The sequence below is a fragment of the Chryseobacterium lactis genome, assembly GCF_003815875.1.
Taxonomy (GTDB): domain Bacteria; phylum Bacteroidota; class Bacteroidia; order Flavobacteriales; family Weeksellaceae; genus Chryseobacterium; species Chryseobacterium lactis.
On sequence record NZ_CP033924.1, the window covers coordinates 63,597 to 83,523 of the forward strand.

21 protein-coding genes are annotated in these 19,927 nt (G+C 36.6%); 11 read left to right on the forward strand and 10 right to left on the reverse strand.

What is annotated here, in order from left to right; translation table 11 throughout:
• Positions 1-14: 14 nt before the first annotated feature.
• Genes EG342_RS00300 through EG342_RS00310 form a run of 3 tightly spaced genes read right to left on the reverse strand, consistent with a single transcriptional unit; the run spans position 15 to position 1,958 of the window.
• Complete coding sequence (locus tag EG342_RS00300; protein ID WP_103293999.1) at positions 15-647, reverse strand: hypothetical protein; 633 nt, start codon at positions 645-647, stop codon at positions 15-17.
• Positions 648-651: 4 nt separating this feature from the next.
• Positions 652-1,344 (reverse strand): LA_2272 family surface repeat-containing protein, encoded by a 693-nt coding sequence (locus tag EG342_RS00305; protein WP_123868007.1) that lies wholly within the window; start codon positions 1,342-1,344, stop codon positions 652-654.
• A gap of 38 nt (positions 1,345-1,382) precedes the next feature.
• Complete coding sequence (locus EG342_RS00310) at positions 1,383-1,958, reverse strand: hypothetical protein (RefSeq protein WP_246008699.1); 576 nt, start codon at positions 1,956-1,958, stop codon at positions 1,383-1,385.
• Positions 1,959-2,063: 105 nt separating this feature from the next.
• On the opposite strand from EG342_RS00310, the gene EG342_RS00315 reads away from it, so the two are divergent.
• From EG342_RS00315 to EG342_RS00335, 5 genes are all read left to right on the forward strand, one after another.
• Positions 2,064-2,993, forward strand: coding sequence for a helix-turn-helix domain-containing protein (locus tag EG342_RS00315; RefSeq protein WP_103293997.1), 930 nt, complete (start codon positions 2,064-2,066; stop codon positions 2,991-2,993).
• Complete coding sequence (locus EG342_RS00320) at positions 2,990-3,796, forward strand: helix-turn-helix transcriptional regulator (RefSeq protein ID WP_103293996.1); 807 nt, start codon at positions 2,990-2,992, stop codon at positions 3,794-3,796. Before EG342_RS00315 ends, EG342_RS00320 begins: the two co-directional genes overlap by 4 nt.
• Positions 3,797-4,066: 270 nt before the next feature.
• Positions 4,067-4,906 carry an SDR family NAD(P)-dependent oxidoreductase gene (locus tag EG342_RS00325; RefSeq protein WP_103293995.1) on the forward strand — a complete coding sequence of 280 codons (840 nt, stop codon included), beginning with the start codon at positions 4,067-4,069 and terminating at the stop codon, positions 4,904-4,906.
• Positions 4,907-5,066: 160 nt separating this feature from the next.
• A complete protein-coding gene (locus EG342_RS00330; RefSeq protein ID WP_103293994.1) occupies positions 5,067-5,981 on the forward strand; it encodes a helix-turn-helix domain-containing protein in 915 nt (304 codons plus the stop codon).
• An 84-nt stretch (positions 5,982-6,065) separates the two neighbouring features.
• Complete coding sequence (locus EG342_RS00335) at positions 6,066-7,718, forward strand: serine hydrolase domain-containing protein (protein ID WP_103293993.1); 1,653 nt, start codon at positions 6,066-6,068, stop codon at positions 7,716-7,718.
• A gap of 57 nt (positions 7,719-7,775) precedes the next feature.
• On the opposite strand, the gene rimM is transcribed toward EG342_RS00335, so the two are convergent.
• The 7 genes from rimM to EG342_RS00370 form a co-directional block, all read right to left on the reverse strand.
• Complete coding sequence (rimM, locus tag EG342_RS00340; RefSeq protein WP_103293992.1) at positions 7,776-8,318, reverse strand: ribosome maturation factor RimM; 543 nt, start codon at positions 8,316-8,318, stop codon at positions 7,776-7,778.
• Positions 8,319-8,332: 14 nt separating this feature from the next.
• A complete protein-coding gene (locus EG342_RS00345; protein WP_103293991.1) occupies positions 8,333-8,899 on the reverse strand; it encodes a 30S ribosomal protein S16 in 567 nt (188 codons plus the stop codon).
• Between the two features lie 200 nt (positions 8,900-9,099).
• The gene (locus EG342_RS00350; RefSeq protein WP_103293990.1) at positions 9,100-9,612 is read right to left on the reverse strand and encodes a nitroreductase family protein; all 513 of its coding nucleotides are present in this window, start codon (positions 9,610-9,612) and stop codon (positions 9,100-9,102) included.
• A gap of 185 nt (positions 9,613-9,797) precedes the next feature.
• Positions 9,798-10,247, reverse strand: coding sequence for a hypothetical protein (locus EG342_RS00355; protein WP_103293989.1), 450 nt, complete (start codon positions 10,245-10,247; stop codon positions 9,798-9,800).
• Between the two features lie 144 nt (positions 10,248-10,391).
• Entirely contained in the window at positions 10,392-10,916 is a 525-nt protein-coding gene (locus EG342_RS00360) for an SRPBCC family protein (protein ID WP_103293988.1), read from the reverse strand.
• 101 nt (positions 10,917-11,017) lie between these two features.
• Positions 11,018-12,463: an alpha-L-fucosidase gene (locus tag EG342_RS00365; RefSeq protein ID WP_103293987.1), complete on the reverse strand. Its 1,446-nt coding sequence runs from the start codon at positions 12,461-12,463 to the stop codon at positions 11,018-11,020.
• Positions 12,464-12,523: 60 nt separating this feature from the next.
• Complete coding sequence (locus tag EG342_RS00370) at positions 12,524-13,978, reverse strand: alpha-L-fucosidase (protein ID WP_103293986.1); 1,455 nt, start codon at positions 13,976-13,978, stop codon at positions 12,524-12,526.
• A 193-nt stretch (positions 13,979-14,171) separates the two neighbouring features.
• Between EG342_RS00370 and EG342_RS00375 the strand changes: the two genes are divergently transcribed.
• The 6 genes from EG342_RS00375 (at position 14,172) to EG342_RS00400 (ending at position 19,872) form a co-directional block, all read left to right on the forward strand.
• Positions 14,172-16,202: a M3 family metallopeptidase gene (locus tag EG342_RS00375; protein WP_103293985.1), complete on the forward strand. Its 2,031-nt coding sequence runs from the start codon at positions 14,172-14,174 to the stop codon at positions 16,200-16,202.
• Between the two features lie 129 nt (positions 16,203-16,331).
• Positions 16,332-16,715: a tetratricopeptide repeat protein gene (locus EG342_RS00380; RefSeq protein WP_103293984.1), complete on the forward strand. Its 384-nt coding sequence runs from the start codon at positions 16,332-16,334 to the stop codon at positions 16,713-16,715.
• A gap of 27 nt (positions 16,716-16,742) precedes the next feature.
• On the forward strand, positions 16,743-16,943 hold the full coding sequence (locus tag EG342_RS00385) for a YqaE/Pmp3 family membrane protein (protein WP_103293983.1): 201 nt from the start codon (positions 16,743-16,745) through the stop codon (positions 16,941-16,943).
• Between the two features lie 143 nt (positions 16,944-17,086).
• Entirely contained in the window at positions 17,087-17,818 is a 732-nt protein-coding gene (locus EG342_RS00390; protein WP_103293982.1) for a class I SAM-dependent DNA methyltransferase, read from the forward strand.
• A gap of 5 nt (positions 17,819-17,823) precedes the next feature.
• Positions 17,824-18,672, forward strand: a complete 849-nt coding sequence (locus tag EG342_RS00395; protein ID WP_103293981.1) for a class I SAM-dependent methyltransferase — start codon at positions 17,824-17,826, stop codon at positions 18,670-18,672.
• 111 nt (positions 18,673-18,783) lie between these two features.
• Positions 18,784-19,872, forward strand: coding sequence for a serine hydrolase domain-containing protein (locus tag EG342_RS00400; protein ID WP_103293980.1), 1,089 nt, complete (start codon positions 18,784-18,786; stop codon positions 19,870-19,872).
• The last annotated feature ends 55 nt before the right edge of the window (positions 19,873-19,927 follow it).

Below are 19,927 nucleotides of genomic sequence, written 5' to 3' on the forward strand. Positions count from 1 at the left end.
ATCAATTATTTACACTAAAATTTGAAATTCAATCCGGTTTCTATTGAAAAAGTATTAAACCCTTTTGGAACAACCGTTTTATACCAAAGACGATAAGGCATATATGAAAATTGAATTCCTATTCCTAAATTATTTTTCCAGAAACGTATTCCCTGCCCAAATTTCAATGAACTAACACTTTCTGCATCAACATTAAAGGAAATACCATCATTGTCATTTTTTACCGGCTCACTATCAGGAATATCTTTCCCATTCAGGAACAGCGTATGAAAAGAAAGCTCGCTTACCCATTCTATTTTATTATTTTTAACAGGATATTCCTTTACCATTCGAATTCCCAGATTCACTATCGTTTCTTTTGACTGCATAGGATATAATGTCCCATTTTTACCGTAATTAAAACTATAAAGACTTGTACTGTAATTAAAATTTCCTCCGATTTCCAGGTGCGTTTTGGATTCATCAATGGGATAACGGTACCAATATCCTACATAAAATCCCGGAATTTGTTTTGCTTTCATTGGGGAAAAATTAAAAAAACTTCCTGCCTCAATAAGGGATCTTTTATCTTCGTTATTGATCTCTGTAGCCTGTGCTGCTACTTGTATGGAGATTAACGTGAATATATAAAAAGCTATCGTTTTCATGATATTAGAAATTGACAAGAGGTAAAGACCTTTTCGCGTTTTTATTCCAGAAACCAATTTGAAAACCTTTTGTCTTCTCAGTTTTATTGATGACTCCAATCTGCAAACCGTTGTTTTCTTTAGCAATATTAATCCCTCCGATCTGCATTCCTTTCAACACATCACTTTTATTGTGGATCCCCAACTGAGCTCCATTATAACTTCCCGTTGAGTTACTTAAAGAGATCAGCAGCCCATTTCCGGTATCTGCCGAATTATTAAGAAAAGAAACATGCACGCCGTTGAGTTTTCCCGAATTATTATTAAATCCGTTTATCGTTACCCCGTTCGTCACCTGGGCAATATGATACATGGAAATCCCCACGCCATTTAATTGTTTACCATCGGTAATCCCTCCCGTAGAAATATGGAGGCCGTTAATAGAAACCGTCGCTGATTCGTCAGAAGGAATCTCGATCGGCTTCGGGATCAGCAGATAGATAATAGATAACGGGTTTCCCTGCAGATTAATTCCATTTATTTTTTTGGATTGATAATCATCCATCACCCCAAGGTTGATTCCATTGGTATTTTCGGGAATGCTTTTAGGATTAAAAGTGATGATCTTTGATTGTATTTCTTCAGTTCTCAAACTGTCCTGAGCACTTATCATACCTCCGATCAGGAAGATAATGACAAATAAAAATTGTGTTTTCATATGATGTTGTTTTAAAATTACATTCCGGCTATTGATCATTATTCGTTACTGATTCTTTTATATTTTTCAGCGTAATTAATAGTGTAGCCTGCTCCCATCACAAATAGTGCAGCACCACTATTGTCATAGTAATCCTGTATGACCAAATGATGATCGCGGGTTAAGCCAATCCTCGACTGAAAGCTTCTGCAACCTCCAAACAGATAAGGAATCCCGTGGCAGAATGAAGTGTAATTATCCAGAATAAAGAAGTCATTTTTCAATACCGCACTATATTTAAAGGAATATTTAGTTTTACTTTCCTTCAAAAATGTAAACTGAAGTTCATAAGTATTCTTCTTTTCCATTGGTACAGATTTTATGACCAGCTGATCACAATTTTCAACATTGATGTTCTTTATATCAAACATCCGGGCTATGTCACCTGCTTCCTCAGATTTTTTATTGGCAGCATCGATATGTTCATATCCTTTAAATTCATACCGCCCATCAATATTAAAAGCATTCTCTTTTTTAATAACAGAAAGATCATTTTTGATCATTTTCCTATTGAAAGTAGTGCATGAGCTGAGTAATACCATACTTACTGCGCTGCTCAAAATAAATTTTTTCATAACTGATTATTTTAAATTTATGTTTCAAAATTATCAGCAGAACACAAAATTTCGAATGTGAAAAAAAATTAAAAAAAATACTACATTTGTGAAAATCACAAAACTATGCACCAGGAAGCTTTACTAAAGGAAATCCGTAGAAAAATCGGGGACCGGTCGTTAAACGATGAGATCGCCAATATTCTCAACATCAGCTATGATGCAGCCCACAGAAGGACTTCTTTGAAAGCGAAATTTAGTTTTGATGAAGCGTTGGAACTGGCAAAATATTACCAGATTTCTCTCGATCAATTTTTGGGAACAGAAAACCAACTGGTGGTCAGAAGAACACAACCGGTAAAGACTACCGAAGATTTATTAAACTATTTTGAAAGTTCCCTTAAGATCTTGAATGTTTTCCAGAACATCACAGATTCTAAAGTCTATTATTCTGCGAAAGATATTCCGTTTTTTTATACTATTTCAGATTCAATTTTATCACGTTTCAAATTTTATGTATGGATGAATCTTCTGAATCAGGATAAATTTTTAAGTCCATTCCATGAATTTAATATTGAATATCATTCAGTTAAAAATGAAATGCTTAAAGATTTGTATGATAAGCAAAATGTAACAGAGATATGGAATGATACCACCATTATGAGTGCTTTAAGGCAAATTTCTTTTTATTTCGAAATGGGTCTTTTAAAGAAGAATGATGCTGATCTTATTCTTGATGACGTTAAGAAATTATTGCAGGAGCTTGAAAACAAAACACTGGAAAAATCCAATTTCCAGATCTATGTCAATGATTTGGTAATTTTAAACAATAGTATTTTATTTAAAAATGAGCAGCAATGTTCGTTTTTTATCCCTTTTAGTATGTTCGGATATATGATGACCAGTGATAAACTGACGTGTGAGGATTCTTTAAGTTACTTTGAGCATCAGATCAAAAACTCAAGATCACTTAATGAGTCAGGAAACAGGGAAAGGAGAATTTTTTTCAACAAAATGTATGACCAGATTGAACATTTAAAACAAAATCTATCATGAACACTCTACGAAACGGCGAATATTTCGGGGAAACCAATCAAATGGTCAATTTAGAAGGATTGACTATCACAGATACGGAATATACACATCCTTTCGTAGACTGGCATTATCATGAAAATGCCTATTTCACCTTTTTGCTTCAGGGCAATATGACAGAAGGAAACAGAAAAGAAACTTATGGCTGTTCTGCAGGAACATTATTGTACCATCATTGGGAAGATCCGCATTATAATATTAAACCGGAGGTTTTTACCAGAGGTTTTCACATCGAAATCACGCAAAATTGGTTTGAACGGTTTGACATTCAGAAAAACAAAGTTGAAGGTAGTTTCAATATAAAAAATCCGGCCTTCAAATTATTGGTACATCAGATTTTTAAAGAAACAAAAACCAATGATACATCTCCCGAAATGGCAATCAATCAGTTATTATTGCATCTTTTCAGTCAATTAACCTATGAGAAGGAAAGCAAAGAAAGAAAACCGCTGTGGGTAGGCCAGATTAATGAAATCTTACATGAAAACTTCGCAGAAAACCTGAGTCTTACAGAACTTTCTAAAACATTAAATATCCATCCTATTCATCTGAGCAGAGATTTTCATAAATATTTCCATTGCAATCTGGGAGAATATCTCCGAAAATTAAAGATTAATAAATCAATAGAATTTCTCAATTCACCTTCTTCATTAACGGATATTGCTCTGGAATGCGGTTTTGCTGATCAAAGTCATTTTATCCGGTGTTTCAAAGAAAATATTGGAATTACCCCTTTGAAATACAGGAATCTTCTGAAAACTCACTGAAAATTATCCTAAAGCAGAGAAGCTGCTTAAAAGTTAAATTCTCAGGTTTTGTCATTGATCTTCGGTTTCCGCCAACGACCACAGGTCTGCAAACGAATTTCAAAGAACCTTATTAGTGATCAATCGTTTGAGATTTTTGATTTCATTCAAAATGACATTCTGAGAAATCACTGTTCACGATTTGGATACATCATTCCCCGATTCGGCTACATTTCCCCTCCTGTAAGTTTTCATCTTTGTACCATCATTTAAACAAAAAAATATTTAAAAATGGAAACAAGAAAAGTATGGTTCGTGACAGGAGCTTCAAAGGGCTTAGGATTCGAGCTGGTAAAAAAATTATTATCCGAAGGATTTCAGGTTGCGGCCACCAGCCGTACCGTTGAATCCCTCATTTCTACAATTGGAGAAACTTCAGAAAATTTCCTTCCGCTTAGCGTCAACATCACAGATAACGACGATATAAAATCTGCGATTGCCAAGACCGTTGAACATTTCGGACGAATTGATGTGGTTGTCAACAATGCAGGCTACGGACAAATCGGAACCCTGGAGGAACTTAGCGATGAAGAAGCTAGAGAAAATTATGCAGTGAATGTTTTCGGAACCTTAAATGTGATCAGAAATGCCATGCCTTATCTTCGTGAGCAAAGATCAGGAAACATCTTCAATATTTCTTCTGTCGGCGGATATTCTGCTAATTTTCCGGGTTGGGGAATTTACTGTTCAACAAAATTTGCCGTTGCCGGATTTACGGAGGCATTAGCTGAAGAAGTAAAAGATTTTGGTATTCATGCTACAGTTGTTTACCCGGGATACTTCCGTACGGATTTCTTACATAAAGATTCTGTGAAAACTCCTTCAAATCCTATTCAGGCCTATGAAGCGGCAAGGAATTCTGAGCAGGCCCACCTTCAGGAAATCAATGGCAATCAGCCTAATGATCCGGTGAAAGCAGCTGATGTTCTGATCCAGATCAGCAAAGAGAAGAATCCTCCTGTTCATTTATTATTGGGTGTAGGAACAATGGAATTTCTAGATAATAAAATTGATATATTAAAGAAAGATGCTGAAAAATGGGAAAGTCTGACGGTTTCAACAGCGATCTAAATTTGCAATAATATCCTTCGGCTCCGCTCAGGATAACATTCTAACAACTTTGTTTGAATAATTTGAACATTGGTTTTTTAGAAAAGTCAGTCTGAGCAGAGTTGAAGTCTTTCTGAAACAATATCTTATACTTTTTACAAAAACCATTAACTTAGCCATTATGAAACAGCCTCTTCGTTTTAATTCTATTTCAGATTTTCATGCTTTCTGTAGTCTTCCAAACCCTGAGCATCCCCTGATCAGTCTGATAGATTACAGTAAGGTACATTATATTGTGGAAGATGAAGAATTGAAATGGATTCAGAATTTTTACTCAATCGGATTGAAGAAAAATGTCAATCCAAAATTCAATTATGGGCAGCAGCAGTATGATTTTGATTCAGGAGTCTTGTGTTTTGTTTCGCCACAGCAGTTTTTAAGTCTGGAAATAAGAAAAGATATCCAGGTAGAACCTACGGGATTTTTATTGTTGATTCACCCTGATTTTCTTTGGAATACGTCATTAACCAAAAAAATAAAATCTTACGATTTCTTTAGCTACCAGGTGAAGGAAGCCCTTTTTCTTTCAGATAAAGAAGAGAATATCATTGTTGAAATTCTTAAAAATATTGAGCGTGAATATCAGTCAAACATTGATAAATTCACACAGGAACTGATTATTGCACAGATAGAATTATTGCTGATTTATTCTGACCGTTTTTATGAACGTCAGTTTTTTACCAGAAAGAAATCAAGTCATGAACTGCTTCATAAATTCGAAGAGATTCTCTCAGGATATTTCGAAAACGGAAACCTCATAGAAAATGGAATTCCTTCCGTGAAATGTATAGCCGAACAGATGAATATTTCGCCCAATTACCTTGGGACACTGCTTCGCCTCCATACTCTGCAAAACACACAGCAGCATATTCAGAACAAATTAATTGATTCCGCGAAAGAACGTTTGAGTACCACAAGTTTATCCGTGAGTGAAATTGCTTATGAACTTGGTTTTGAACATCCTCAGTCTTTCAGTAAGTTATTTAAACAAAAAACAAATCAGTCTCCGGGAGAATTCAGAAAGCTGTTTAATTAGAATATGTGTTATAAAACAGCAATGTTAATTTTATTCTATTTTACTGTAAAGAAGTTTATTATTTTTGATTAAATACTTCTTGCCATGAGACCAGCTCTATTATTGATCTTTATTTTCATCTTCTATCATTACCAGGGACAAAGTAAAAATATAATCGTTCCTGAGAAAATTGAAAATCCGGTTCATAAAAAATATTCCGGGAAAATTATTTTCCTCAACAAAACAACTCCCCTTGAAAATTTAAAAGATTCGGACATTCTCACCAATTCTGTATTTCAGGAAAATGGCGATCTGGCTATTCATGCCTATTTTGATAATTCTCTGGTTAATTATCTTCATCAAATTGAACCTGCCTGGACAATTGATGAGCTACTGAAAAACGGAAATTATCAATTCTCATTTTGGGTCGACGGGAAGCTGATCTACACAGAAAATCTCAATGCAGGTGCCGGTACTGCGGAAAATAAAAAACTTAAAACGGCATTACAAATCCCTCTTGTCAGCAGTAAAAACGAAGATTCCTGGGGAAGATACCTATGGATGCGTTTTTACATGGGTCATGACGGAATCGATGCTCTGGCAGCAGGAAATCATATCTTAAAAATTGAAATTCGTCCTTATCTGAAGATCTCTGCCATCAAAACAGGACCTGTCATCGCGGAAGGACAGATTAACCTTACCGTTCCTACTCAAAATATTTCTGAGAAACAGATTGCTATTCAACCTATCAAACCCAATAGTGGGTGGAAAGTTTCTCAGGAGAAAATCAATAAAGAATCGATCAGAACACTGAATAAGAAAATAGCAGAAAACAGATTCAAAGATCTGACCGGAATTGTTATTATAAAGGATGGCGAATTACTTCTCGAAGAATACTTTAGCGGCTCCGGAAGAGATTCTTTACAGGACACCCGATCGGTAGGAAAATCCTTTTCTTCGGCTTTAACCGGTATTGCAATAAAAGAAGGATATTTAAAAAGTGAGAATCAAAACCTGAAAGAGTTTTACAACCTGAAACAATTTAAAAATTATTCTTCCCGAAAAGAGAATGTTACCATAAAAAGCTTATTGACGATGAGTTCCGGATTTGACGGAAACGATGCCGATTCTGAATCTGCCGGAAATGAAGAAAATATGTATCCAACAGAAAATTGGGTACAATTTACCTTAGATCTGCCCATGACAGAAAATGAAACAGGAAAAAACTGGAGCTATTTCACCGCCGGTGTGGTGGTAACCGGAGATATTCTGGATAAAGCCGTTCCAAAAGGCCTGGAAAATTATGCTGCTCAAAGATTATTTCAACCTCTTGGAATCACAAATTACAAATGGCAGTTTACGCCTCAGAAAAAACCTTCATTAGCCGGAGGATTACGAATGAAAGCACTGGATTTCGCCAAATTTGGCCAGCTTTATAAAAATAACGGAAATTGGAACGGTAAAACCATTATAGACAAAGCATGGATTCAAAAATCTTTCACCAATTATTTTACGAAGGATAAAGATTCTGATGGATATGGATATCTGTTCTGGAGAAAAGTGTATCAATCAGGCGGCAAAAATTTTGAGGCCTATCAATGCAGTGGAAATGGAGGCAATAAAATTATTATTTTCACAGATATTCCGGTTGTCATAGTGATTACAGCAACAGCTTACAATAAACCTTATGCTCATTCACAATCTGAAAAAATTGTACAGGAATATCTTTTACCCGCGTTAAAAATGGGTAATGAATAATCAGTAATGAGTAATGTTAAAAAGTGAGAAAGAAATAATTATTGCTTATGACAATAATTATTCATCTTTTTTAGAGGGTACGAGAAAAACGTCAACAAGGCCTTCAGGAAGTTCCATTTTGATCGTTCTTTCTTCTCTGTCAACATCAAGAATCCAGTCCTTGATCATAGGGATTACCACTTCTTTTCCATCCAGATTGGTAACGAAATACACCTGTGCCGTCTGATCGTTTACGGATCTGATCACTCCACAGTTGTTATCGTTTTCATCAAAAATTTCAAATCCGATGATTTCGTGGTAATAGAATTGTTTTCCTGTAAGTTTTGGAAGAGAATCCAGCGGAAGGTAAACACTTTTACCTAAAACCTGGTCTACCATTGCTTCAGAAGAGTTTTTGAATGCAAGATTCAGAGCATCTAATTTGCTCCATGCTGACTTAGCAATAAAAAATGGAACCAATAATCCGTTGATTTCAACGAATATTGATTCCAATTTATTGTAAAGCTCGGGTTGATCGGTATCCAATTTAAGGATTACGTTACCCGCAAGTCCATGTCTGCGTGTGATTTTACCTAAAAAATAGCAATCTTCTTTACGCATAACAGGATTTGTTCTTAAGCTTCAGTGTTTTCTTCAGTTTCAGCAGCAGGAGCTTCTCCTTCTGTAGCTTCAGCAACAACTTCTTCAGCAGGTGCGTTTGCAGCTTCTTCAGCAGCTTTAGCATCAGCTTCAGCTTGTGCAACAGCAGCAACTCTAGCTTCGTTTACTTTTACTTCAGCTTCCAAAGCAGCTTTCTTAGCATCAGCTTTAGCAGTTGCTAAACCATCAACTTTACCTTGTACTTTAGAGTCTTTAGCGTCTACCCAAGCATTGAATCTCTTCTCAGCTTCAGCTTCGTCAAAAGCACCTTTAGCTACACCACCTTGTAAGTGTTTTTTGTAAAGAGCACCTTTGTAAGAAAGGATAGCTCTAGCAGTATCAGTAGGCTGAGCACCGTTGTTTAACCACTGTACAGCAGAATCAACGTTCAATTCGATAGTTGCTGGGTTAGTAATTGGGTTGTAAGTTCCTAGTTTTTCGATGAATCTACCATCTCTTCTAGCTCTAGAATCTGCAACCACGATGTGGAAAAAAGGTTTTCCTTTTTTACCGTGTCTTTGTAATCTGATTTTTACTGACATAATGTTTGAATTTTACGGGAACTCGTCCCAGTTAAATATTTAAGAGTGCAAAGATAGTAAAAAAGTTTGAAGTAAAAAGCTCCGGGTAAAAAGTTTTCTAAATTCAAATTATTTTTCAGGAAGCCGGGAACCTGCTTTCGCTACTCGCTTTTTTCTTTTGCAAAGAAAAAGAGCTCAAACAGGCCGCTCAATCAGGGCTATTACTCCAGGTTTCCCATATAGAAAAGTCCCAGACATTTCTGGTTTTCTTCTATGGTAAGAGATTCTTTCAAGTCATCTACAATTTTGGGAGAACTCCAATAACAGCCGATATGATGAGCTGTACAGGTAAGATACATATTCTGTACCGCCATAGAAGTGGCCGCGATTTCTTCCCACTCAGGAACCATTCCGCTAAAATTGACTACGATCGAGATAACAGTATCTGCTTTATTGATCTTAAAGCCTATGTCATTGTATTTTTTCTCTAAGAAAAGATGTTCAGGTTGAGTAGCCTTATAGATGGTCTGCATTTCTGAAGCCAGTTTTGCCTTTTCTTCCCCTTTGAATATTTTGAAACGCCAGGGTTTGGTACGTTTATGATTGGGAGCCAAGGTCGCCGAATGTAAAATCTCATCAATAACTTCCTGAGAAATTTCTGCGTCAGTGTAATCTTTTGGGAAAATACTCCTTCTTTGCTCTATGATTTCTTTTAAAATTTCTGCGTTGTTCATAGATACAAAATTACAACATGTAACTTAATATCCATGAGATGAAGAAAAATTTAACAGGCGTTTTTTAGTTCCCGATTGATAATCGTCAACCACATATTCAGCTCTATCCGCATCATCTATCATCTATCATCTATCATCTATCATCTATCATCTATCATCTATCATTCATCATCTATCCTTACCTGTCACAACACTTCCACAATCTTCTGATGAATTTTATTCAGGGTAAACTCGTCTCCGGGTTTCATCCCCATCATTTTTTTAGCCATTGGGCTTTCCGGGGAAATGGCGTAGAACCGATCTCCTTCATAGAAAAATTCTCCTAATGAAACCGAAATATAAAACCGAGCCTTATTGGTAATCACCAGAGAACCCAGCTGTACCCTTTCAGTAGAAGTATTCAGGACCTTTGCCATATTTCTCTTAAGGTCATTAAGAGCTGCCAGCTGCCGCTGCATCTGATAAATTTCTTCCTGCATTTCTTCTCTCATGCTGTCATATTTAGGAGTTTTTTTAATATCACGACTTGCCTCCAGCGTAAACTCAATGAAATTTTTAAGCTTTTCTATTTTTTCTGCGATGGTTGCCTTTACAAAGTCTCTGATACCACTTTTTTCAAATACAATCTTCTCCATAAATCGAATCTTTATATAAAGATAATATTTTTAGAATAATAATATACTTTTTCGGCTCTTCATAAAAACAAACTAATGATCCATATAATTTTAAACCAAAGCACAATAAAAAAGCTGCACCTCTTTATGGTACAGCTTTGTTCTTTATTTTTCAGCCAGTTTCTTGAGATCACCCAATCCTTGTCCAAACATCTTATCCATATTATGATCCATCATAGGTTTCATAATTTTCATCATGGTGTTCAATTCATTGTCAATCGTCCAGGTTACTTTTGTTCCGTTTCCATCAGGAGTGAGGATAATGTTACTTTTAGCATTTCCATCGAAAGGTTTTATAAAATGAAGTTGGGTGCCTAATTTTTCATTCGGTACAATCTCAGTGATCGTTTGTTCTCCCTCACTATCATCTCCTTTCCAATGGTAAGAATCTCCCATTTTTTCTCCATCTCCAGAATAGGTAACAGAGAAGTTTTTAATTTCTTTCGAAAAAGGATCCCAGGTATTATAGGCTTTCAGAGAACCAGTGTGTTGCCATACTTTCTCTTTAGGAGCATTGATCACTACAGATTTTTCATAATGATAATCCTTACTAAAGGCTAGCATTGCAATGATTGCGTATACAACCACCAACAGAATGATGATCCCGATAATTTTTAAGAGTGTTTTCATAGTATTATTATTTTTTGGGTTTTAACTTTTTATCTTCATTGATAACTGGTTTCAAAATTAATTATTCTCATTTTGCTTCAACTTCTCCTATGACAAGATTATTACAAACTTGCTTTTTTATAAAGCCCAAGCTCACTTAAGGTAATGCAGACCGGAGATTTTGTAATACTAAGCCTCAACTTATTTGTGGTAAGAGGCTGATCTAATTTAATCAATTTTTTGGCACCTATGCTTTTCCCTTCGTAAATTCTTCCCCATTTGTTATTTGTAAAGACTTCAAGGGTATATCCTTCTATTCTTTGCCCTAAAGGAATAAACTCCTGCAGACTGATGATATCAAATGTCTTCTCATTAGGCAGAACAATTTCCAGATCAGCCTGATAAACATCATCCTGAGTTGCCCAAAAACTTTGTTTATCTCTGTCCAATAATGTTTGGGTTCCATGAATTTCATCTCTGATATTACTTGCTTTAATGGTCGCTCCCTCAGCCAGATTTTTGGAAAAAGTCTTTTGTACCATATTACCAAAAGCCTGTAATACAGCAATGTCGTCATCATGTAGACGGCCAGTAGTATCGGGAGCCAACCCGAGATCTAAAGCCGCTCCACGCCCTACACTTTTAAGATAAAGATCAAACAGAACTTCGGCTGACTTGGGCTTTTCCTCCGCATGAAAAAACCAGCCTTTTCTGAGAGGGACATCACATTCTGCAGGCATCCAGAGTTTTCCATTCCGTGTACCTGTTGTCCCTTCCGGATAGTCGGGTTGCCCGGGGATTTTTTCATGTTTTCCTAGTGGAGTTCCGGGGGTAAAAGTGGCCCAGCTTGTTTCAGCAGCATACCCTTCTTCATTCCCCACCCATCTCACATCACGGCTAAATATACTTGCCATAGGCTGCATTTTTCTAGTGATCGCAAAAGTATTTATCCAATCATAATAAGTTGAACTATCGATACTTCTCGTTTCCCTGGCACCGCCATAATAGCCATCACCACCATTCGCTCCATCATGCCAGCTCATAAACAGGTTTCCATAATTGCTATATAGCTCCTTTAGCTGTGCCTGGTAGGTGGCAAGATACTTTGATGTTCCGTAATCAGGATTATTCCTATCCCATGGTGAACAATATACGCCAAACTTAAGCCCATTTTTTTGGGCTGCCAGCTGTATTTCTTTTACCATGTCTCCTTTACCATTTCTGAAAGGACTTTTAGAAATATTATAAGACGTAGTGTGTGTTGGCCAAAGCGCAAAACCGTCATGATGTTTGGCAACCAGTATAATTCCTTTTAATCCACCCGCTTTGGCTGCTTTTATAATCTGCTCAGCATCAAATTGGGAGGGATTGAAAATTTTTGGATCCGCATCTCCGTATCCCCATTCTTTATTTTCAAAAGTAGTGGGTGTAAAGTGAATCAGGCCGTAAACCTCAACATCATGCCAGGCTAATTGCCTTTCGGAAGGAGTTACTCCGTATGGCTGAATAGATTTTTGTGCACCGATAAAACTGCTTAATAAAAGGCAGCAAAAGAATATTTTTTTCATTAGCACGTTATTATTTGAGAATAAATATTGAAATAAATAACATTTCAATCAATAGTAATATCACAAATTAGCTTGTTTATAAAGTCCGATTTCACTTAAGGTAATGCAAACCGGAGATTTTGTAATATTCAGTCTCAGTTTACTTGTGGTAATGGGTTTATCCAGTTTAATCAAGCGCTTTGCTCCAATACTTGTTCCTTCATAGATCTTTTTCCAGGTATTATCTTTAAAAACTTCAATATAATAAGCTTCAATCCTTTGTCCCAAAGGAATGAATTCCTGCAAACTGATGATATCGAATGTACGGGGAGATGGAAGATTTATTTCCAGACTTGCTTCATGAACCTTATCTTCAGTGGCCCAAAAACTTTGCTTATCTCCATCCAGCAAGGTAGTAGCTGCATGGGTTTTATCCCGTGTATTACTGGCTTGGACAGTGGCCCCCTTTGCCAGATTATGAGCAAAAGTTTCTTTTACCATCGTCCCGAAAGTTTGTAAAGCCACCACATCATCTGCATGCAACTGACCTGTGCTATCCGGTGCCAGCCCCAAATCAAGTCCTGCACCACGCCCTACACTTTTGAGATAAAGATCAAATAAAATTTCCGGTGATTTTGGCTTTTCCTGAGCATGAAAAAACCACCCTTTTCTAAGGGGTACATCACATTCTGCAGGCATCCAGAATTTTCCATTTCTGATACCGGTAGGGCTTTCAGGGTAATTGGCCTGCCCCGGAACTGCTTCATTTTTGCCTTGAGGAGCTGCTGGTGTGAAAGTAGCCCAACTCGTTTCAGCAGCGTACCCACCTTCATTACCTACCCATCGTATATCCAAGCCCACATCACTGAATATATTGGCCATCGGTTGCATTTTCCGGGTAATTGCCCAGGTGTTTTTCCAATCGTAATAGGTAGTATTGTCTATATTTCTTTTTTCTCTTGCCCCTCCGTAATAGCCGTCGCCTCCGTTTGCTCCGTCATGCCAGCTCATAAACAGGTTCCCATACTGACTGTACAATTCCTTTAACTGGTTTTGATAAATACTGAGATATTTATTCGTTCCATACAACGGATTATTTCTATCCCACGGAGAGCAGTATACCCCAAATTTCAAACCATATTTTTGAGCAGCAAGCTGCATTTCTTTTACCATATCTCCTTTTCCATTTTTAAAGGGACTTTTTGAAATATTGTAGGAAGTAGTTTTAGTAGGCCACAGCGCAAAGCCATCGTGATGTTTCGCAACTAAAATAACGCCTTTCAATCCGCCTGCTTTGGCAGCTTTTACAATCTGTTCGGCATCAAAATGAGTGGGGTTAAATATTTTCGGGTCTGCATCGCCATATCCCCATTCTTTATCTTCAAAGGTTGTTGGGGTAAAATGGATCAGCCCGTACACTTCAGTATCATGCCAGGCCAGCTGTCTCTCAGAAGGTGTAGCTCCATAAGGTTGAATTGCCTGTTGAGCTTCAACAAAACCGGATAAGAAAAGACAATAAAAAAAGATTTTTTTCATGTGAGTGTTTGTTATTCTGATGATAATTTTTTGATCAAATCAGTCATTCACCCTCATGTCGTCATCTTCCTGTGACAAGATCAATTAAAGATAGTGCATTTTTGTCATACCCTGACATTCGGGCATTATTTTTGAGCATTTCAGCTGTGATTCCCTATGAATCATTAAATTTACCTTAAATAAAAATCGAAAAATGAATATTTTAACAGAAAAATTTAATACACCATATCATTCAGCACCTTTCAATCATATTAAAAATGAAGATTTTCTTCCCGCTTTTAAAGAATTAATTCAGCAATCAGAAGAAGAAATCAATACTATTGTTAATAATCCCGAAGCTCCTAATTTCGAAAACGTCATTGAGGCACTGGCTTATTCCGGGGAACAACTGGATCTGGTTTCGAATATTTTCTTCAATTTAAATTCTGCGGAAACCAATGATGAACTTCAGCAGATTGCTCAGGAAGTTTCTCCTATTTTAACAGAATATTCTTCAAAAATTTCTCAAAACGAAGCACTTTTTAATAAAATCAAAAAAGTATACGATGAGAAAGGTCAGTACCACCTAAATGAAGAGCAGGAAATGCTTTTGAATGAAACCTACAAAGGTTTTGTAAGAAGTGGTGCTTTGTTAAATGAAGAAGACAAGGAAAAATTAAAAAAGATCAGCATGGATCTTTCCATAAAATCGTTACAGTTCGGGCAGAATGTATTGGCCTCTACCAATGCTTATTTTAAACATATCACTGATAAAGAGCAACTGGCAGGTATTCCGGAAGCGATTATTGAACAATATGCTGAAGAAGCTAAGGAAAGAGACCTTGAAGGATGGGTGGTTACTTTACAATATCCAAGCTACATTCCTGTCATGACCTATGCCGAAAACCGTGAATTGAGAAAAGAATTGGCATTGGCAAATGGTAAAAAGTCTTTTGACGGTGGCGAATTCGACAATCAAAATCTGATCAAAGAACTTCTCAATTTAAAACAACAGAAAGCTGAACTTTTAGGATATAAGGATTACGCAGATTTTGTTCTTGAAGAAAGAATGGCTAAATCGCCGGTGAAAGTTTTTGATTTTTTAAATGAGCTTTTAACCAAAGCAAAACCTTATGCTGATAAGGAAATTCAAGAATTAAAATCCCTGGCAAAAGCCGACGGAATTGAGGAAATGCAAAGCTACGACCATACTTTCTACGCAGAGAAACTTCGTAAACAAAAATTTGACCTGAACGATGAAGAATTAAAACCTTATTTCCCATTAAATCAGGTTCAGGATGCTGTTTTCGGACTTTCTGGAAAACTTTTCGGATTAACTTTTGAAGAAAGAAATGACATTCCGAAATACCATGAAGATGTAAAAGTCTATGAAGTGAGAGAAACCTCCGCTCAGGGTGACCATTATAAAGCTCTTTTATATGTAGATTATTTCCCAAGAAAAGGGAAAAGAGCCGGCGCATGGATGACCAGCTACAAAAACCAGTATCAAAAAAATGGTGAAAATTCCCGTCCACATATTTCCATTGTCTGTAATTTCAGTAAACCAACAAAAGATGCCCCTAGTTTATTGACATTCCAGGAGGTAACCACTTTGTTTCATGAGTTTGGACATGCGCTTCACGGAATGATGGCCAATACACAATATTCTACCCTTTCAGGAACTTCTGTAAAATGGGATTTTGTAGAATTGCCTTCTCAGTTTCTGGAAAACTTCTGCTACGAACCTGAGTTTTTAAAGACTTTTGCAAAGCACTACAAAACCGGAGAAGTTCTTCCTGACGAAAAAATTGAAAAAATTGAGCAGTCTAAAAACTTCATGGAAGGTTACCAAACATTAAGACAGCTTGGTTTTGGACTTCTGGATATGAGTTATCACACCAAAGTTGAAGAACTGAAAAATGAGAGTATCAAAGACTTTGAGGATAAGTATACAAAAGCAACTACACTTTATCCTGTGAATTCTGAAACAGCGATGAGCCCAAGCTTTTCGCATATTTTCCAGGGTGGATATTCTTCCGGATATTATTCTTACAAATGGGCAGAGGTGCTGGATGCTGATGCATTTCAATATTTTAAAGAAAACGGAATTTTCAATCCTGAAATTGCAGCTAAATATAAAGTCCTGCTTTCCTCCGGAGGAACCAAAGATCCTATGGAATTATACAAAACCTTCAGAGGAAGTGAACCGAAAGTAGAGAGTTTGTTGAAAAGAGCATTTGGATAAAATAAACAAAGTCCCCTTTAGGTTTTAAAATCAAAGGGGATTTTTCATCCCATTAAAAACTACATCGATTTATTTTAAGAAAAGTAAATTTGTAAATTAAACAGGCTTCGGTTCTGCAATTATTATATCATGAGCAATATAACATTAAGATTAGAAAACGTTAAAAAACTTCAGGCTAAAAGATGGGACAATGACGATCATTGGGATGAATTAAATGATCTGTTAGTGAAAGAACTGGATGAAATTTTACTTATTGAGCCTGAAAACACTGCTGCTTTAATCAATATCGGCGCAATTTATTCCGATATGGGTGAAAATGAAGAAGCTTTACGATATTTGAAAAAGGCATTAGCTTTAGGATCTAATGACAAAAATCTGTTTGTAAACCTTGCTGTGGTGCTTATTTATATGGAAAAGCATCAGGAAGAATATTTAGAATATCTTGAAGAAGTTGAAGATAAAGTTGAAGACCCTCTCACTTTTAAGGCTTACTTTGACCCTCAAGCTCATTAAATTTTTTATTAATTAAAATCTTAAACCATGTTACTAGCTATTTTACTTCCATTCCTTTCCTTTATGGTTCGTGGAAAAATTATCACAGGAATTGTCTGTCTGATTTTACAGATTACGGTAATCGGATGGCTGCCAGCTGCGATATGGGCTGTTTTATCTTTGAATAATGCAAGAGCCGATAAACGAAACGAAAAACTGATTCGTGCGGTGAAAGAGAATCAGAGATAATTAAATATTTTTTGAAACCTTACAGATCCTTTAATTTTTTAAAGGATTTTATTTTTGATTTTTTTAATTGTTGTATTTTTACGTAAGCCCTATTCCACTAAAATGTCTTATTCGCTGTTAAGCCAATTCAATATTTTTATCCTATGAAAGAAAATAAATACGACAATCCATCTTTTTTCGACCAGTACGAAAAAATGCTTCGCTCCCAGCTGGGACTGGAAGGAGCCGGTGAATGGCACGCTTTGAAAACAATGCTTCCCGATTTTAAAGATAAAAAGGTATTGGATTTAGGCTGTGGATTTGGATGGCACTGCCGCTACACCATTGAAAATGGGGCACAGTCCGTAATTGGAATTGATCTTTCGGAAAAGATGCTGGCGAAAGCTAAAGAGATTAATAATCCGGAAGGAATTCAATACGAAAGAAAAGCCCTGGAGGACGTCACTTATCCTGAACACACTTTTGATATCGTTCTCAGTTCATTGACTCTTCATTATATTGAATCATTTGCTTCTGTTGCACAAAATGTACACCAGTGGCTGGTTCCCGGAGGATATTTTGTATTTTCTGTGGAACATCCGGTTTTTACCGCAGAAGGCAGCCAGGACTGGATCTATGATAAGGATGGTGAAAAGACCTGCTGGCCGGTTGACCGGTATTTTATTGAAGAAAAAAGGAATACTACCTTTTTGGGTGAAAATGTCATCAAGTATCACAGAACTTTAACTTCTTATTTAAATACATTGATACGCTGCGGTTTTACAATTAAAGAAATCATTGAACCTGAACCGGGACCTGAAATGCTGAAAGAATATCCTGAAATGAAGGATGAACTTCGCCGTCCCATGATGTTATTAATTTCAGTCCAAAAATAGTAGTAATGGAAAGTTATAATACTCCTAAGCCGGATAATACGGCAGTAAGAACTGCTTTGTGGAGAGCTCTGCATGTTCAGAAGGATGCGGCACCCTATATTCTTGAAGATACAATCGGGCTGCAGCTTGTTTCCCCTGAAGAAGGCTGGCAGGAACGTCCGGATATGAAGTATACCCGAAGATTGCGCGCTTCCATTGTGGCTCGTTCCCGCTTTATCGAAGATCTGATGATCAAGGAAAGTGAAAAAGGAATAAAACAGTATATTATTCTTGGAGCAGGCCTTGATACCTTTGCACAACGCAGAACAGATGTTGCTTCTCAGCTACAGATTTATGAGATTGATCAGCCGGAAACCTTAGCATGGAAGCAAAGCAGACTGTCAGAAACAGGATTTCAACTATCCGATAATTTACATTTTGTACCGGTTGATTTTGAAATTTCTTCCTGGTGGGAAGAACTTGTACAAGCCGGATTCAATATTCATGAACCTGCTGTGATTGTCTGTACCGGAGTTACACTATACCTTACAAGAGAAGCAATTTCAACCACTTTACAACAGATCGCGACGCTTGCTCCCGGCTCAAAACTGGCAATGTCTTTCTATCTTCCGATAGACCTTCTCGACGAAGAAGATCAACCAATGCAGGAAATTGCAGAGAAAGGTGCCAAAGAATCAGGGACACCGTTTGTCAGTTTCTTTGCTCCTTATGAGGTACTGCTTCTCGCTCAGGAAGCTGGATTTGAGCGGCCCGAAATTATTTCTACCAACAATATCAAACAACTCTATTTTTCAGATCGAACTGATGACTTGCAGCCTGCAAGCGGAGAAGTCTTCTTATTAGCTTCCACATAGGTCATTAAAGATCAAAATCATATCATATTAATTCAAAAAAACACAAATTACTATATTGTATTACATAGTAATAAAAATAAATTATATCTTTGTATAACAAAATACATCGATATGATTATTAAAAAACTTATAACCGTTCTTATACTGCTTGCTTTCTTTAGCAATACCATGAGTGCACAACAGCATTCAAAAACGTATGAAAAGAAAATCGACAGTTTGATTTCGACTGAATTTGGTAACATAAATGAACCTGGTGGAGTATTTCTGGTGGCAAAGAATGGAAAAATACTTTACCGGAAAGCTTTCGGAAAAGCCAACTTGGAACTCGATGTGAATATGTCTCCGGAACAGGTTTTTCAGATTGGTTCTATGACCAAGCAATTTACTGCCGTTGCTATTCTGATGCTGGAGCAGCAAGGTAAGCTTAATGTTAATGATCCCATTTCAAAATATAGTAAGGATTATCCTAATGGTGATCAAATTACCATTCACCATCTTTTAACACATACTTCGGGTATTAAGGATTTTACAAAGATGAAATCTCTGTCGACTATAGCACAGAAGGAAATGAAACCTGAAGCAATGGTTGATTTCTTCAAAAACGAACCTGTTGATTTTTCTCCGGGAGAAAAGTTTGATTATAACAATTCCGGGTATGTCGTTTTGGGATATATTATAGAGTTTGTTTCCGGCGATACCTATGAGAATTTTATACAGAAAAACATCTTTGACAAAGTAGGAATGTCCCATTCTTATTATGCCTCCGACCGGAAAATTATTCCAAAAAGAGCATATGGTTATCACAAAAAAGAAAATGGTTTTGTGAATAAAACCGTCATCAGCTTTAGTGTTCCTTTTTCTTCCGGTTCATTAATGTCAACGGTAGATGATATGCTAAAATGGCAACAGGCTTTAGGCCAGAATATTTTGTTAAATCCTGCAGAAACACAAAAGGCATTTCAAAAATATAAGCTTAATAACGGTGAGGAATTCACTTACGGTTATGGATGGCATCTGAAAGAAATCAATGGAATCCCTGATCGTGAACATGGTGGAAGCGTTTTTGGATTTAAAAGCATGGGAGTTTATATTCCCGTCGAAGACATCTATGTGATAGGCCTTAGCAACTGTGATTGCCATTCTCCTACAGAAATCACCAGAAATATCGCAAAAATCACCCAGGCATTGGTAAAAAAATAATTGCTCCAAAAGGCAGGACCATAGAATTAATGCCCAATTTATAAGTAGCTAAAAC

Bases quoted from the DNA above. Each gene is read 5' to 3' on its own strand.
- EG342_RS00350 (WP_103293990.1), bottom strand. From the start codon at position 9,612: ATGAACAACGCAGAAATTTTAAAAGAAATCATAGAGCAAAGAAGGAGT.
- EG342_RS00395 (WP_103293981.1), top strand. From the start codon at position 17,824: ATGGAAAGTTATAATACTCCTAAGCCGGATAATACGGCAGTAAGAACT.
- EG342_RS00325 (WP_103293995.1), top strand. From the start codon at position 4,067: ATGGAAACAAGAAAAGTATGGTTCGTGACAGGAGCTTCAAAGGGCTTA.
- EG342_RS00390 (WP_103293982.1), top strand. From the start codon at position 17,087: ATGAAAGAAAATAAATACGACAATCCATCTTTTTTCGACCAGTACGAA.
- EG342_RS00310 (WP_246008699.1), bottom strand. From the start codon at position 1,958: ATGAAAAAATTTATTTTGAGCAGCGCAGTAAGTATGGTATTACTCAGC.
- EG342_RS00315 (WP_103293997.1), top strand. From the start codon at position 2,064: ATGCACCAGGAAGCTTTACTAAAGGAAATCCGTAGAAAAATCGGGGAC.
- EG342_RS00345 (WP_103293991.1), bottom strand. From the start codon at position 8,899: ATGTCAGTAAAAATCAGATTACAAAGACACGGTAAAAAAGGAAAACCT.
- EG342_RS00365 (WP_103293987.1), bottom strand. From the start codon at position 12,463: ATGAAAAAAATATTCTTTTGCTGCCTTTTATTAAGCAGTTTTATCGGT.
- rimM (WP_103293992.1), bottom strand. From the start codon at position 8,318: ATGCGTAAAGAAGATTGCTATTTTTTAGGTAAAATCACACGCAGACAT.
- EG342_RS00355 (WP_103293989.1), bottom strand. From the start codon at position 10,247: ATGGAGAAGATTGTATTTGAAAAAAGTGGTATCAGAGACTTTGTAAAG.
- EG342_RS00300 (WP_103293999.1), bottom strand. From the start codon at position 647: ATGAAAACGATAGCTTTTTATATATTCACGTTAATCTCCATACAAGTA.
- EG342_RS00375 (WP_103293985.1), top strand. From the start codon at position 14,172: ATGAATATTTTAACAGAAAAATTTAATACACCATATCATTCAGCACCT.
- EG342_RS00380 (WP_103293984.1), top strand. From the start codon at position 16,332: ATGAGCAATATAACATTAAGATTAGAAAACGTTAAAAAACTTCAGGCT.
- EG342_RS00305 (WP_123868007.1), bottom strand. From the start codon at position 1,344: ATGAAAACACAATTTTTATTTGTCATTATCTTCCTGATCGGAGGTATG.
- EG342_RS00400 (WP_103293980.1), top strand. From the start codon at position 18,784: ATGATTATTAAAAAACTTATAACCGTTCTTATACTGCTTGCTTTCTTT.
- EG342_RS00335 (WP_103293993.1), top strand. From the start codon at position 6,066: ATGAGACCAGCTCTATTATTGATCTTTATTTTCATCTTCTATCATTAC.
- EG342_RS00360 (WP_103293988.1), bottom strand. From the start codon at position 10,916: ATGAAAACACTCTTAAAAATTATCGGGATCATCATTCTGTTGGTGGTT.
- EG342_RS00370 (WP_103293986.1), bottom strand. From the start codon at position 13,978: ATGAAAAAAATCTTTTTTTATTGTCTTTTCTTATCCGGTTTTGTTGAA.
- EG342_RS00330 (WP_103293994.1), top strand. From the start codon at position 5,067: ATGAAACAGCCTCTTCGTTTTAATTCTATTTCAGATTTTCATGCTTTC.
- EG342_RS00385 (WP_103293983.1), top strand. From the start codon at position 16,743: ATGTTACTAGCTATTTTACTTCCATTCCTTTCCTTTATGGTTCGTGGA.
- EG342_RS00320 (WP_103293996.1), top strand. From the start codon at position 2,990: ATGAACACTCTACGAAACGGCGAATATTTCGGGGAAACCAATCAAATG.